Here is a 14,230-nt window from a genome sequence, read left to right as displayed (position 1 = left end):
AAGGTGTTTTGCTACTATATTATCTTCTATATTATATAGTAGGTTTTGGAAACATTAAGCCTCTGCTTCTTCCATTTTGACGTCAGCAGCTTTGTCCGCAACAAAGACGTTTTTGCGCTGGCCGTTGAGCTTGTACTGGAGGGTCAGGACGAGCAGGCCGGAGAGCAGCATAAAGGCACCCATGATGTAGTAGCCGAGAGCGAAGGAACCCGTATTGACTTTGACCCAGGCCATCATGTTCGGGCCGACCCAGCCGCCGAGGTTGCCGCAGGAATTGATGAGGGCAACGGAACCAGCTGCAGCCGGACCCGTGAGGAACGTCGTCGGAATCGTCCACCAAACGCCCATGGCAGCGTGGATGCCGATAGCGGAGAGGCAGACAAGGCCGAGGGCGACCGGCAGGCTGTGAGCAAATGGGGAAAGGCCGAGGCCGAGAGCGCCGACGAAGAGTGTGAGGGCTACATGCCAGACTTTATCACCCGTTTTCGTAGCCGTTTTGCTGATGATGAGCTGGACAACGAGGGCGGCTGTCATCGGGATGGCGATAGCACCGCCGAGCAGCGAAGTCGAAAGGCCGGAGAGTTCTTTGAGGACAGTCGGCATCCAGAAGTAGAAGCCCCAGAAACCAACGACCCAGAGAAAGTAGATCAGGCAGAGCTTCAGGACTTTCGGATCACGGAAGGCCTGAAGGACCGTGTATTTTTTGCGGGACTGCATGGCAGCCTGTTCGCGGTTGAAGTTTTCCGTCAGATACTGTTTTTCAGCGTCCGTAAGCCAGTTGACCTGACTCGGGCGGTCTTTGACGCAGAAGAAGAAGAAAGCGGCGAAGGCGAGAGCAGGGATAGCTTCGAGGATGAAGAGCTCCTGCCAGCCGTGCATGCCGAAGAATGAAGTTTCAAGCAGGACGCCGGCAAGCGGGGCACCGATGATGTTGGAGAGCAGCAGCGAAGTCAGCATGAGGCTCGTAGCGCGGGCGCGCTCACCAGCCGTAAACCAGCGCGGGAACAGGACGGAATAGATGACCGGATAAAGGCTGGCCTCTGAAGCACCCAAGAGAAAGCGGCAGAGGAAGAATTGGAATTCCGTCGTGACAAAGGCCATGAACACGCAGACAAGACCCCACGTGAACATGATGCGGGCAATCCATTTCGTCGCGGAGAAATGAGAAGCGACGAGCGAGCCCGGAATCTCGAAGATCAAATAGCCGACGAAGAAAATGCCTGCGCCCATGCCGAAGACCTCTGGCGTAATCCACGGGAGATCCGCAGTCATCGTGAGTTTTGCATAAGCGATATTGACGCGGTCGATACAGGCGATGATCGAAACGAGGAAGACCGGCAGAATGATGCGCCAGTCGCGTACTCGTTTTAGACGGGCAAAATCGACGTTTGCTACATGTTCCATAATGATACCTCCAAGATGAAATGAAAAATAAATGCTGTTTGCTGAAAATAAAAAATCCGTCCCTCTAAAAGGGACGGATTTGATTTCCGCGTTACCACCCAAGTTCCGTGCAAAAGCACGACGCTCTGACGTACTCAGGTATTCGTAAATTACTACGTACCATCATACGCGGCTCCTGTAACGGGGAGCACCCGTGGCCACTTACTTCTGGTTCAGCGCCATGCCTCGAGGATGATTTTCGGCTTCCCGCTCATCACCGGCTTTCACCAATCCCGGCTCGCTATGCATCAGCAGTGGAAACGTACTCTTTCCTGTCGTTGGCTGTGTTCGTTATGTGAACTGTTGTTTTTAATTACGGATATTATAATAACGCCGGCATGTAATCTTGTCAACACTTTTTTAAACTTTTTTCTGCTGTAAGTGGACAATCTTGAGAGAGTATAAAAATCTTTGCATGAAAATTTTGGTTTTTTCTTGATGACAGCAGATTTTGACCTGAATTTATAGTATAATAAGAACAAGCAGAAAGGAACGATGAACATGATTTTTGAACGGGAAGCCGTTATTCACGATGAAGGCGGCATCCATGCGCGCGTCGCGGCGATGATCGTGCAGCGGGCACAGGAGCTCTGCAAGCGCTACGACTGCCATCTCTATTTGCGCAGCGAGCGCAGTGAGCGCTGCGAAATGCACAGCCTCATGAAGCTCGTGGCCCTGAAGGTCGCGCAGGGGGAGTCGGTGTTCGTTTCCTCGGAAGGGGATAACGGCCGTCAGGCTGTCCTCGAGATGGTCCGTTTCCTCGAAAGTGACTTCATTATGAATGAAGCCGAGGAAATTCACGGCGTTGATAAGCTGCTGCACGAAAATGCCCTGATGCAGGAACGCCTGCAGATGATCCTCGAAGCCGTTCAGGACGGCATCTGCGTGGTCGACCGCAGCGGCGAAGTCACTTACGTCAATCCTTCCTATCTGCGCATCGTCCATAAAACGCCGGAAATGGTCGTCGGGCAGAACGTCTTTGAGAAGGCGGCAGACGGCAACCGCTGTGCCGTGCTGCGCTCAGGTATTGCCCGCATCGGCAGCATCCGTCATAAAAAAGACGGCACGACGATTGTCGCCAATGTCAATCCGATTTTTGTTGATGGTGAAATAGCCGGTGTCGTCTCGGTCATCAAGGACATCACGGAAATCCAGACACTTATGGAGCGTCTGTCGCAGGTTTCGGCCAAGGCAGAATACCTTGAGCAGGAGCTCCTGCGCACGAAAAAAACGGCCCAGGCTTTTGCCAATTACATCGGCAAGAGCGGCAAGGTTGTCGACGTGCTGGCCCTCGCGTCAAAGGCGGCGGATTCTGCGGCCAATGTCCTCATACGCGGCGAGAGCGGCACGGGCAAAGAGGTCATTGCCGAGGGCATACACTATGCGAGCGGCCGGCGCCGCGGCCCATTCATCCGCGTCAACTGCGGCGCGATTCCCGGGGCCCTTTTGGAGTCCGAACTTTTTGGCCACGAAAAGGGTGCCTTTACCGGCGCCGTGCGCCGCAAGCTCGGTAAGTTCGAGCTCGCCAATCACGGCACGATTTTCCTCGATGAAATCGGCGAACTTGACAAGAATCTGCAGGTCAAGCTGCTGCGCGTGCTGCAGCAGAAGGAATTTGACCGCGTGGGCGGCGAGGAGACTATCCACGTCGATGTGCGCATCATTGCGGCGACAAACCGCAACCTCGAGGAAATGGTCCGTGAGGGCACATTCCGCGACGACCTTTACTACCGCTTAAATGTCATTCCCATCATCCTGCCGCCTCTGCGCGACCGTCCCGATGATATCCCGCTTCTGGTGGAACATTTCATCGAGAAGATCAGCAAGGAAAATAAAAAAGACGTGCGCAGCATTACGCCGGAGGCCATGCAGATGTTCATGCATTACCGCTGGCCGGGCAACGTCCGTGAACTCGAAAATGTCATCGAACGCGTCATCACGCTGATGGACAGTGATATCATCACGGAGGCGATGCTGCCTTCCTATATAAAAGGAGATATTGCCGGACGTGAGGTTGACAGCCTTGCCACTGATACCGTACTGCCTTGGGAGGAGTACGAGAAAAAAATCATCGCCAATGCCCTGCGCCAGGGGACGAGTTTCAATGGTGCGGCGAAGCTCCTGCGCATCAGTCATAAGACGGTAGCCGCAAAAGCAAGGAAATACGGCTTGGTATAAATTACCAACTGTTGGTAAAATTTACCAGACAAAATCGTGATTTTGGTAAAAATTACCAAGATTATCATGCAAAAAATCCGGATAAAGGAAAAACAATCCTAAAGAGAATTGCTGCTAAGCCCGAAAGGCCTGCTACATAAGGCTTTTCGGCTGTGTATAATTTTTTTCTGACGTGAGGAAAAGTTGGCACGCATCTTGCATAATTAATAAGTGCTGATTATGTTCCTGTAACGACAGGAAAAGTAAAATTAATGGTTTTAGGTTTAGATTGGAGAGGTTCAAATGACTCAGGAAACGATTACGATTGAAAACAAGACTGGTATCCATGCACGCCCGGCTTCCATCTTTGTTCAGACGGCTACGAAATTCAAATCCAAGATCCAGCTGCAGGCAAAGGGCAAGACGATTGATGCTAAGAGCATTCTCATGATCATGAGCATGGGTCTCGTTAAGGGCACGGAAGTCACGATCATCGCTGACGGCCCGGATGAAGCAGATGCAGTCAAGGCTCTGAAAGACCTCATCGCTTCCAAGTTCGGCGAGGAATAATTTTCAGTTCGGAAAAGCTCAATAAGAGGTAAATGACCTTCCTCCGGCTTCGGCGGGAGGAAGGTCATTTCCGTAAGTGCACAGAATGCACGCGAATGCAGGGAATTTTTCAGGGGGAAATAAAAATGTCAGAAATCATTCGTGGTAAAGGTGTCATCTCCGGCATCGCCATGGGTAAGATCATGCTTGCCGGCCAGAATCTCGACGGTTATCTGGTCAACTATGAGCCGGAAGACAAGGAGAAGGAAAAGGAAAAAGCCAAGGCTGCACTGACGGCCGTAGCAGAAATCCTGCGCGAGAGCATCGAGAAGCTCAAGAGCAAGGACATGAAGGAGCAGGCTGCCATCATGGAAGCACATCGCATGATGGTGCAGGACCCGATGATGGCGGACAACATCATGGCCAAAATCGATGAACTCGGCAATGCTCCGCAGGCCGTTCTCAAGGCAGCAGAAGAGCAGGCTGTCATGTTTGAGCAGATGGAAGACGAGTACTTCGCTGCCCGCGCTGTTGACCTGCGCGATGTCGGCAAGCGCGTTGCCAAGTACATCCTCGGCGTCAAGGAGCCGGAAATCGGCGATGAGAAAGTCATTCTCTGCGGCCGTGAAATCGAGCCGTCGGTCATCGCCGGCATGGAAACGGAAAAAATCGCCGGTGTCCTGCTCGGTTCGGGCAGCACGACGGCACACGCTGTCATCATCGCGAAGGCCCGTGCTATCCCGACGATTGTCGGCCTCAACAAGGAAGACCGCATCGACAAGATCTCTGATGGCGACCGCGTCATCATGGATGGCGAGCGCGGCGTCATCGTCGTCAATCCGACGGCTGAAGATGTTGCCAGCTACGATGAGAAAATCAAGAAGCAGAAAGAGCTCGCTGCTCATTATGCAGAACTCAAAGATCTGCCGGCTGTCACGACAGATGGTGTCAAGGTTGACCTCATGGCCAATATCGGCACGCACATGGACGTCGACAACGCTCTGAACTACGGTGCAGAAGGTGTCGGCCTGTTCCGCTCGGAATTCGTCTTCATGGGCCGTCAGGATATCCCGACGGAGGAAGATCAGTTCAAGGCTTATAAAGAAGCCATTGAGAAGTGCAAGGGCAAGCTCTGCGTCATCCGCACGATGGATATCGGCGGTGATAAGCCGCTGCCGTACCTCAATATTCCGGAAGAGGAGAATCCGTTCCTCGGTTACCGTGCTGTCCGCATCAGCCTGCAGCGCCGCGACCTCTTCCTGCCGCAGCTCAAGGCCATCCTGCGTGCCGGTGTTTTCGGCAAAGCAGCCATCATGATCCCGATGATCATCAATGTAGCGGAATTCAAGAAGGTCAAAGAGTTCATCGAAGAGGCCAAACTCGAGCTCACGCATGAGGGCAAGGCTTATTCCGACGATGTTCAGGTTGGCATCATGGTTGAGACGCCGGCAGCTGCCATCATGACGCCGGTTCTCGCAAAATATGTTGACTTCTTCTCCATCGGCACGAACGACCTCGTTCAGTACACGCTGGCAGTCGACCGCGGCAATGCGAACATTTCGTACCTTTACAACCACTTCAACCCGGCTGTGCTGCGCCTCGTACAGCGTACGATCACGAGTGCCCGCGAGAACGGTATCTGGGCCGGCATGTGCGGCGAGATGGCTTCGGACCCGAACGCTGCCGTCCTGCTCATGGCTATGGGCATCAACGAGCTCTCGATGAGTGCTCCGTCGATTCCGCGCGTCAAGGAAAAAATCCGTTCCATCAGTTCGGTCAAGGCCAAAGAAGTCCTCGCAGACGTCATGGCTATGGAAGACGGCGACGAAATCAAGGCATACCTGCAGAAGGTTCTCTAATTTCTAATTGAGATTCTGGCAGTTTCCTGCAAAAGGCCTCCCTCCGGGGAGGTCTTTTTTTGTGTGATGCCTCTGACTGGACAAGAATCGTCCTGTAGAGTAAACTATATGAGTATATATTATAAAAACCGTATCCCTGTAAAGGGAATCTAGGAGGGAGAATTTTGGAAAAGAGAGGAAGTTTCTCGACGCGCCTGGGATTTATTCTGGTCTCGGCGGGCTGCGCCATTGGCCTCGGCAATGTCTGGCGCTTCCCGTATATCACGGGCCAGTATGGCGGCGCTTCATTCGTACTCATTTATCTGGTGTTCCTCGCCATTCTCGGCCTGCCCATCATGGTGGCCGAGTTTGCCGTTGGCCGCGGCAGCGTCCGCAGTGCGGCCATGTCGTTTGACGTGCTCGAGCCGAAGGGAACAAAGTGGCATCTTTATAAATATGGGGCCATCGCGGGCAATCTGCTGCTCATGATGTTCTATACGACGGTCTCGGGCTGGATGTTTTACTATCTGTACAAAATGGCAACCGGTGCCTTCGACGGCATGGATGCTGCGGCCGTGGGCGGCGTCTTTGGCGGCCTGCTCGCGGACCCCGTGACGATGGCATTTTGCATGATTCTTGTCGTCGTGCTCTGCGGCGGTGTCTGCTACTTAGGCGTTGAGGCCGGCGTTGAGCGCATCACGAAATGGATGATGGTGGCCTTGATGCTGATGATGATTGTGCTGGCCATCAACTCCATCATGCTGCCGAACAGTGAAATCGGCCTGAAGTATTATCTCTATCCGGACTTCAGCAAAGTCACGGAATACGGTGTGCAGGAAGTCGTATTTGCCGCCATGGGGCAGGCGTTCTTCACCCTGAGTCTCGGCATCGGTGCTCTCGCCATCTTTGGCAGCTACATCGGCAAGTCGAAACGCCTGACGGGTGAGGCCATCTGGGTCATCGTGCTCGATACATTCGTCGCCATCATGGCCGGCCTCATTATCTTCCCGGCCTGCTTCAGCTACGGCGTCAACCCGGGCAGCGGCCCGAACCTGCTGTTTGTCACGCTGCCGAACGTCTTCAACCATATGCCGTTCGGTCATTTCTGGGGTGCGCTGTTCTTCCTGTTCATGGCCTTTGCTTCGATGTCGACGGTCATTGCCGTCTTCGAGAACCTCATCTGCTGCTTCCTGGAGCTCCTGCATAAGGACCGCAAGATCATCATCCGCTGGGGCATGCTCGTCATCATCCTGCTCTCGCTGCCGTGCGTGCTCGGCTTCAATGTCTGGAGCGGCTTCACGCCGTTTGGCCCGGGTTCGAATGTGCTGAGCCTTGAGGACTTCCTCGTCAGCAACAATCTGCTGCCGCTCGGCAGCCTCGTTTACCTGGCTTTCTGCACGAGCCGCTACGGCTGGGGCTGGGATAACTTCATCAAGGAAGCTGATACGGGCAAGGGCATCGCTTTCCCGAAGTGGATTCGTTTCTACGTAACCTGGATCCTGCCGCTGATTGTACTCTACATCTTCGCGGCCGGGTACTATGCGCTGTTCTTTAAATAAAATTTTATGCGTGTGAGCAAAAAGCTCCGGTCTGCCGTTATCTGGCAGCCGGAGCTTTTTTATGCAGCTTTGCGGGAATCAGGATTTTGTATGCAGCAGTTTGGCCTTGACGATGCGGTGTACGGATTCATTGATGCGTTCCATCGGAATCGTGCCGTCGTTGACGGCATCGAGCAGGCCGAGGTAGACGTCCGTCTCATGCGGGTATTCGTGGCAGACGAGCACGATGTCGGAACCGGCTTCAACAGCGCGCACGCCGAGTTCGCGGAAGCTGTAATGCTTGGCTAAAGCGCCCATCTCGACGTCATCGGTGATGATGAGCCCGTGATAGCCGAGCTCGCCGCGCAGAAAATCCGTCTGGATGGCCTTGGAGAGGCTCGCGGGATTCTGAGCATCGAGGGCCGGGTATTTGAGGTGCGAGACGAGGATGAAATAATCCTCGGGCTGGCGCTCTTCGATGATGCTCTTGAACGGCACGATATCTTTGGCCAAGAGGTCCTCTTTTGAGGCGTTAATGGCGGAAATGTCGTCATGCGAATCGACCGTGCCGCGGCCGATGCCGGGGAAGTGCTTGAGGGCGTACATCATATGCGCCTCTTCATAGCCCTGCGTGGCGGCTTGGACAAATTTTGCCGCCTGCTCTGCATCGGGACTGAAGGAGCGTTCGTAATTGCCGACATCGGCGACTGGGGCAAAGTTGACATTGAAGCCGAGCTTTTTGAGCTGTTCGCCGGTCTGGCGCGCGGATTCTTCAGCCCTCGGGACTTTGCCCGTCTGGCCGATGGCCTGCTCGGACGCCGGCGGCTTGATAAAATCTTTGCCGCGCACGACAGGACCGCCCTCTTCATCGACGCCGATGAAGAGCGGTACTTTTTGTTCGGCCTGTCCCTGCAGGTCCGAAATGAGCTTCTGCGTCTGCTCGGCCGATTTCATATTGCGGTCAAACAGGATGACGCCGCCCATATGATATTGATGCAGCATGTAGAGGCTGTCATCGCTGACTTCCGTGCCCTGAATGCCAATCATGACCATCTGGCCGACTTTTTCGGTTGTCGTCATCGAATCGACGATTTCATCGACCTGCTCGTCAAGCGTTTTTTCTTTAGGAGCGGCGGACTGCTGGGCACTGCTGCCGCAGCCAAGGCTCAGGAAGCAGAGTGCTGCGGTCAGCAGGGCCAGACTTTTTTTCCATTTCATCATATCAATCCTCATCTTCTTCTATTTTTCATGCTTTAACTGCGCTGGACTTTGGCAAACTCGATTTCCGGCACATGGTCGATGAGGTTCATCTTGTGAGCCAGTGAATAGAAGGTCTTGAGGCCTTCGAGGTATTCGTCCGTGAGATTCCAGCGGATGATGGGGCCGAGGTATTCGTCGAGCTGTTCGTAAGTGAAGGCCTTTTTCTTCGGCAGAATCTCGCGAATGGCGGCATCTTTATGCTCATGGGCAGAGAGGAAGGCGTTGTGGATGCGGTCGTAAACGAGCTGCAGGTCTTCCGGGTGATTTTCGGCGAAACGGCGGCTGGCGACCCAGAGGGCATAGACCATTTTCTGGCCCGTCATTTTCTTCCATTCGAGGCCGAGGTCATAATAATAGAAGCCTTCGCGCGGATGATGGTAGAGCCAGAGCGCGTCGTCGCCGATGAGCAGCGAAGCCGTGGCATCCTCAGGAATCGGGTCTTCCGGTGTGATATGGCGGACGTAATAATTCGGGATGGCGCCGTAGGCGAGGCGCAGGATGATTTTGAGCAGGCAGTGAGACGTGGCCGACTTGGCCGTCAGGATGATCTTGTCATCTTTGAGCGATTCGATCGGCTTGCGTGAGGCGAGCAGGATGCTCTCGACATCGCCATCCGTGGAAACGCAGACGTCCGGCAGCACGACGAGTTCTTCGCTGTGGCGCGCGTAGATGATGGACGAGACGTTGCTGACATCGAGGCGGTGATTGACGATATCGCTGTTGAGCTCTGCAGGCACGCCGCGCGTCAGATGAAGTCCTTCGGCAGCCCCGTGGGCATAGCTCCAGGTGAGTGGCAGTACGTTCAGGAAATTGATGTGTCCGACTCTTGGACAGGTCATAAAATATCCCCCTTTTTCTTTCGTTGTCTCTCTCATTATACACGCTGTGCCCTCGAAAATACATGACGTTCCTCATGTATACCGTATTTTGCCGCTAAATTTAGAGAGTTTGTTCGCAAAAAGCGGCAGGAATTGACATTTTTGTGAAATATGGTAAAATTTTGTTTGATAAAATCAACTTATTTTGTTCAAATTAGTCAAAAGAAATCATTTTTTCACATGAGATTTTCTTCATCGCTGGAGGGGATACAAATGGATGAATACATCAACATTGGCCGCTGGTTTTCGATTTTATACCGCCGTTCGCAGATTTTTGTCGTGGAGGCCTGTGAAAAGCTGCATCTGACGTATTCGGAATATGTCATGCTGCTGCGCATCTACGACCATGAGGGCGCAAGGCAGGATGAACTGGCCGCGATGCTTTATCTCGATAAGGCCGTCGTGACGCGCACGATGAATATGCTCGAACAGAAGGGACTCGTTTACCGCGAGCAGGACACGCGCGACAAGAGGGCAAAACATGTCTATCTGACGGATTTTGGCAAGGAGCAGCACGCGTATCTGCGCAATGTCATCAAGCGCTGGGTCGATTATCTCGTGGAGGATATGGAGCCGCAGGATGTGGAAATCATTGTCAAGGGCATTGACCATCTTGTCGAACGCGCCTGCCAGGCCGATATTTACAAACTCGCGAAGGATATACCGGAAAAAGAGGCTGCAGGAGGGGAGCCCGATGAAACGAAATAAGGGATTGGCATTCGTGATGGCGCTGCTCCTCATGACCTCTGCGGCTGCCGGCTGCGGGCAGAAGGCCCAGACAACGGAAAAAGCGCCACTCGTCAAGACACAGCAGGCCGGCAGCGGCTCCGAGACCGATACGGGGACGTATTCGGGCACCGTGCGCGGCCGCTATGAGACGAATCTCTCGTTCCAGGTCGGCGGCCAGATTCTCTCGCGCAATGTGCAGGAGGGCAGCCGCGTCAGCGCCGGGGATACGCTGATGGTCATCAACGCTAAGGATGTTGTGCAGCAGGCCAATGCCGGCGACGCGCAGGTCGCGCAGGCACGCGCCCAGATGGACCTTGCCCAGCGGAATCTCGCGCGCTACAGCGAACTCTACAGTCAGGATGCCGTGGCAGCCTCGGTGCTCGACCAGTATCAGGCCAATTACGACGCGGCTTTTGCGACGTATCAGCAGGCTCTGGCGCAGGCCGCACAGGGGCATAACGCCCTCGGTTATACGAATCTCGTCGCCGGTGCCGATGGCGTTATCTCGAAAATCAATGCCGAGGAAGGGCAGGTCGTGGCAGCCGGGCAGACCGTCATGACGCTCGTGCAGACGGATGAACTCGAAGTCGAGATTGCCGTGCCGGAAAACCGCATTCAGGATGTGGCCGTCGGCACGCCCGTAAAAGTGTCGTTCTGGGCTCTATCACAGACCGTCGATGGCACGGTCCGCGAGGTTTCACCGATGGCGGACAGCACCTCAAGGACCTACCGCGTGCGCGTCTCTATCCCCAACCCGCCGGAGGGCATGGAGCTTGGCATGACGGCCAGCGTCGCCATCGCCCATGCAGACGGCACGAGCTCTTCAGGAGCTGTGCTGCCGCTTTCGGCCATTTATCAGACGGGCGATACGCCGCAGGTCTGGGTCGTCACGGATGACAGTACCGTCGAACTCAGACCCGTCACGGTCGAGAACTTCGGCGACAATACCGTGCTCGTACATGGCCTCGACGCCACAGACACGGTTGTCACGGCCGGTGTTCATAAACTTCATGAAGGGGAGACTGTGAGGACGGGGGCGGATTCATGAGAAATTTAACCGAAATTTCGCTGAAGAACCGCGTGCTCGTCTGGTATTTCATCATCGTCACGGCGATTGGCGGCATTTTTGCCTACAATAAATTAGGCCGCATGGAAGATCCGCAGTTTACGATTCGCCAAATGGTCATTTCGGCGGCGTGGCCGGGAGCCACGGCACAGGAAATGCAGGAACAGGTCACGGACAAGCTCGAGAAAAAGCTGCAGGATACGCGCGGCCTCGACAATATCAAGAGCGAGACGCGCGACGGCCAGACCGTCATTTATGTCGAACTCAGCGACGAGGTCGACAAGGCCAAAGTACGCGATACCTGGAAGGACGTGCGCAATCTCTGTGAGGATGAAAAAGTCAATCTGCCGGAGGGCGTCTACGGCCCGTATTACGACGACCGCTTCGATGATGTCTACGGTTCCGTCTACGCGGTGACGGGCGATGGCTATTCGTACGAAGAAATGCGCCAGCAGGCCGAAAAGACGCGCCGGCTGCTCTTAAATGTCCCGAGCGTGCAGAAAGTCGAGCTCATCGGCGAGCAGAAGGAAAAAGTTTACATCGAGATGGACCGCGCCAAGCTCGCGGAACTCGGCATCAGTCCGCAGGTCATCACAAGTGCTTTGGCACAGCAAAATGACATGACGGCCACGGGCATGGTCGAGACACAGACGGATAATGTCTATGTGCGCGTCTCGGGCCAGTTCGACGATGTCGACGCCATCCGTCAGATGCCGATTAACGCGGGCGGCAGAGTGCTGCGCCTCGGCGATATCGCCAAAGTCGAACGCCGCTATGAAGAACCGGCCGAGCCGAAGATGTACTTCAACGGCGAACCGGCCATCGGCATCGCCGTTTCGATGGAAGATGGCGGCAATATCCTGAAACTCGGCGATGACCTCAAGTCGCTGATTGGCAAGATTCAGCAGGATATGCCGGTCGGCCTTGAGATTCATCAGGTCTCCGACCAGCCGAGTGTGGTCAATGAATCCATTCACGACTTCGTCAAGACTCTGTTTGAGGCCATCGTCATTGTCCTCGCTGTGAGCTTCCTGTCTTTAGGATTCCGCACGGGCCTTGTCGTCGCGGGCTGCATCCCGCTCGTGCTCTGCGGCGTCTTTGTCGTCATGTACGCCTTTGGCATCGATTTGCACAAGGTCTCTCTGGGCTCTTTGATTATCGCACTCGGCCTGCTCGTCGACGATGCCATCATCGCCGTCGAGATGATGAGCGTCAAGCTCGAGATGGGCCTCAATCGCTTCGATGCGGCCTGCTATGCCTTCAGGGCTACGGCCAAGCCGATGCTCACGGGCACATTGATTACCTGCTGCGGCTTTATCCCCGTCGCGTTTGCGAAGGGCATGGCCAGCGAGTTCTGCAGCGCCTTGTTTCCGGTCATCGCGACGGCCCTGCTGCTCTCGTGGATTGTTTCGGTCATGGTTGCGCCGCTTTACGGCTATTATCTCATCCGCGTCGAGGTCAAAAAAGATGCCGATGGCAAGATTGACCCGTACCAGAGCCGCTTTTATACGTATTTCCGCAAACTTTTAAATCTCTTCCTGACGCACCGCAAAATTGTGCTGGTGGCGACGGTCTGCGTTTTTGCGGTTTCGCTCTTTATGATGAAATTCATCAAGCAGGAATTCTTCCCGCCGTCTTTGAGGCCGGAAATTCTCGTCGAACTCAAACTGCCGGAGGGCTCTTCGATGGCGGCTTCGCAGGAAGTCTGCGACCGCATGTCGGATTTTCTGCAGGAACGTCAGGACAAGCTTGAAAACTACTCGTATTATGTCGGCCAGTACGCGCCGCGCTTTGTACTGACCGTCGACCCGAAAGCCTCGGCTGACAACTGTTCACAGTTTGTCATCGTGGCCAAGGACACGAAAGCGCGCGAAGAACTCGCGAAAGAGCTGCAGGATGCCTTTGACGGCGAATTCTCCGATGTCAGCGGCAATATCCAGTTCATCCAGACGGGACCGCCTGCTGACCATCCGGTCATGCTGCGCGTTTCGGGTTACACGGTCGAACAGGCCAAGAAAGCGGCCGCCGAGGTCAAGGATATCCTCGCCAAGGACCCGAATAATTACAACATCCAGACGGACTGGGGCGAAAAGAGCAAAGTCGTGCACCTCGAGCTTGACCAGGACAAGCTGCGTTCCATGGGCGTGACGAGTCAGGCCGTATCGCAGACGCTCTATACGGAAATCACCGGCGCGAAGGCCGCAGAATTCTATACGGGCGACCGCACGATTGACATCGACCTGCGCCTGGCCTCTGTTGACCGCCAAAACCTCGCAGAGCTCGAAAATCTGCCCATCTACCTCGGTTCGGCCGGCTATGTGACGCTCGGGCAGGTTGCCAAGATTTCCTACGATGCGGAAGACGGCCTGATTAAGCGCTATGACCTCATGCCGACCGTGACCGTCAGTGCCGATGTCCACTCGGGCACGGCCAACGATGCGACGGCCAAGGCCTATGACGCGACGAAGGAGCTGCGCGATGATCTGCCGCTCGGCTGCTCGATTGAAGAAGCCGGCACGCTCGAAGACAGCGATAAATCCGTCGGCTTCCTCGTCAAGCCGATTCCGGTGATGATCTTCCTCATTATGACGCTTTTGATGTTTCAGCTCAGGAGCTTCAAGGATATGGTACTGACCATCCTGACGGCCCCGCTCGGCATTATCGGCGTGACGGCCGGCATGCTGCTGCTCGATAAAGCGTAAGCGCTTAACCATCAGGTGTATAACATAAAATGATCCCGGCTGCGTCAGCAGTCGGGATCATTCATTATTT

Annotated in this window: 10 protein-coding genes and 1 other annotated feature; of the genes, 7 read left to right on the top strand and 3 right to left on the bottom strand. The window is 54.6% G+C overall.

Annotated features, from left to right (window positions below):
• Window positions 1–54: 54 nt before the first annotated feature.
• Window positions 55–1,404, bottom strand: a complete 1,350-nt coding sequence (locus ACE419_RS07590; RefSeq protein WP_435721557.1) for an MFS transporter — start codon at window positions 1,402–1,404, stop codon at window positions 55–57.
• 66 nt (window positions 1,405–1,470) lie between these two features.
• Window positions 1,471–1,731: a binding site (T-box leader), on the bottom strand.
• A gap of 213 nt (window positions 1,732–1,944) precedes the next feature.
• On the opposite strand from ACE419_RS07590, the gene ACE419_RS07585 reads away from it, so the two are divergent.
• From ACE419_RS07585 to ACE419_RS07570, 4 genes are all read left to right on the top strand, one after another.
• Window positions 1,945–3,621 (top strand): sigma 54-interacting transcriptional regulator, encoded by a 1,677-nt coding sequence (locus ACE419_RS07585; protein WP_435721556.1) that lies wholly within the window; start codon window positions 1,945–1,947, stop codon window positions 3,619–3,621.
• Window positions 3,622–3,903: 282 nt separating this feature from the next.
• The gene (locus tag ACE419_RS07580) at window positions 3,904–4,170 is read left to right on the top strand and encodes an HPr family phosphocarrier protein (protein WP_432647716.1); all 267 of its coding nucleotides are present in this window, start codon (window positions 3,904–3,906) and stop codon (window positions 4,168–4,170) included.
• Window positions 4,171–4,295: 125 nt separating this feature from the next.
• A complete protein-coding gene (ptsP, locus tag ACE419_RS07575; protein ID WP_432647715.1) occupies window positions 4,296–6,008 on the top strand; it encodes a phosphoenolpyruvate--protein phosphotransferase in 1,713 nt (570 codons plus the stop codon).
• Between the two features lie 164 nt (window positions 6,009–6,172).
• On the top strand, window positions 6,173–7,546 hold the full coding sequence (locus tag ACE419_RS07570) for a sodium-dependent transporter (RefSeq protein WP_432647714.1): 1,374 nt from the start codon (window positions 6,173–6,175) through the stop codon (window positions 7,544–7,546).
• Window positions 7,547–7,624: 78 nt separating this feature from the next.
• Here the strand turns inward: ACE419_RS07570 and ACE419_RS07565 are convergent, their stop codons facing one another.
• A complete protein-coding gene (locus ACE419_RS07565; RefSeq protein ID WP_435721554.1) occupies window positions 7,625–8,746 on the bottom strand; it encodes a glycoside hydrolase family 3 N-terminal domain-containing protein in 1,122 nt (373 codons plus the stop codon).
• 32 nt (window positions 8,747–8,778) lie between these two features.
• Window positions 8,779–9,624 (bottom strand): menaquinone biosynthetic enzyme MqnA/MqnD family protein, encoded by an 846-nt coding sequence (locus tag ACE419_RS07560; protein WP_432647712.1) that lies wholly within the window; start codon window positions 9,622–9,624, stop codon window positions 8,779–8,781.
• Between the two features lie 252 nt (window positions 9,625–9,876).
• Between ACE419_RS07560 and ACE419_RS07555 the strand changes: the two genes are divergently transcribed.
• The 3 genes from ACE419_RS07555 to ACE419_RS07545 are packed head-to-tail and all read left to right on the top strand — an operon-like array spanning window position 9,877 to window position 14,160.
• On the top strand, window positions 9,877–10,371 hold the full coding sequence (locus ACE419_RS07555) for a MarR family winged helix-turn-helix transcriptional regulator (protein ID WP_432647711.1): 495 nt from the start codon (window positions 9,877–9,879) through the stop codon (window positions 10,369–10,371).
• Window positions 10,358–11,440 carry an efflux RND transporter periplasmic adaptor subunit gene (locus tag ACE419_RS07550; RefSeq protein ID WP_435721553.1) on the top strand — a complete coding sequence of 361 codons (1,083 nt, stop codon included), beginning with the start codon at window positions 10,358–10,360 and terminating at the stop codon, window positions 11,438–11,440. Before ACE419_RS07555 ends, ACE419_RS07550 begins: the two co-directional genes overlap by 14 nt.
• The gene (locus ACE419_RS07545; protein ID WP_435721551.1) at window positions 11,437–14,160 is read left to right on the top strand and encodes an efflux RND transporter permease subunit; all 2,724 of its coding nucleotides are present in this window, start codon (window positions 11,437–11,439) and stop codon (window positions 14,158–14,160) included. The genes ACE419_RS07550 and ACE419_RS07545 overlap by 4 nt, the downstream gene beginning before the upstream one ends.
• Window positions 14,161–14,230 lie beyond the last annotated feature (70 nt).

It is taken from the genome of Mitsuokella apri (genome assembly GCF_047974105.1).
Classification (GTDB): domain Bacteria; phylum Bacillota; class Negativicutes; order Selenomonadales; family Selenomonadaceae; genus Mitsuokella.
The sequence above is the reverse complement of the archived record's forward strand: the minus strand, read 5'-3'. Positions and strand labels throughout refer to the sequence as shown.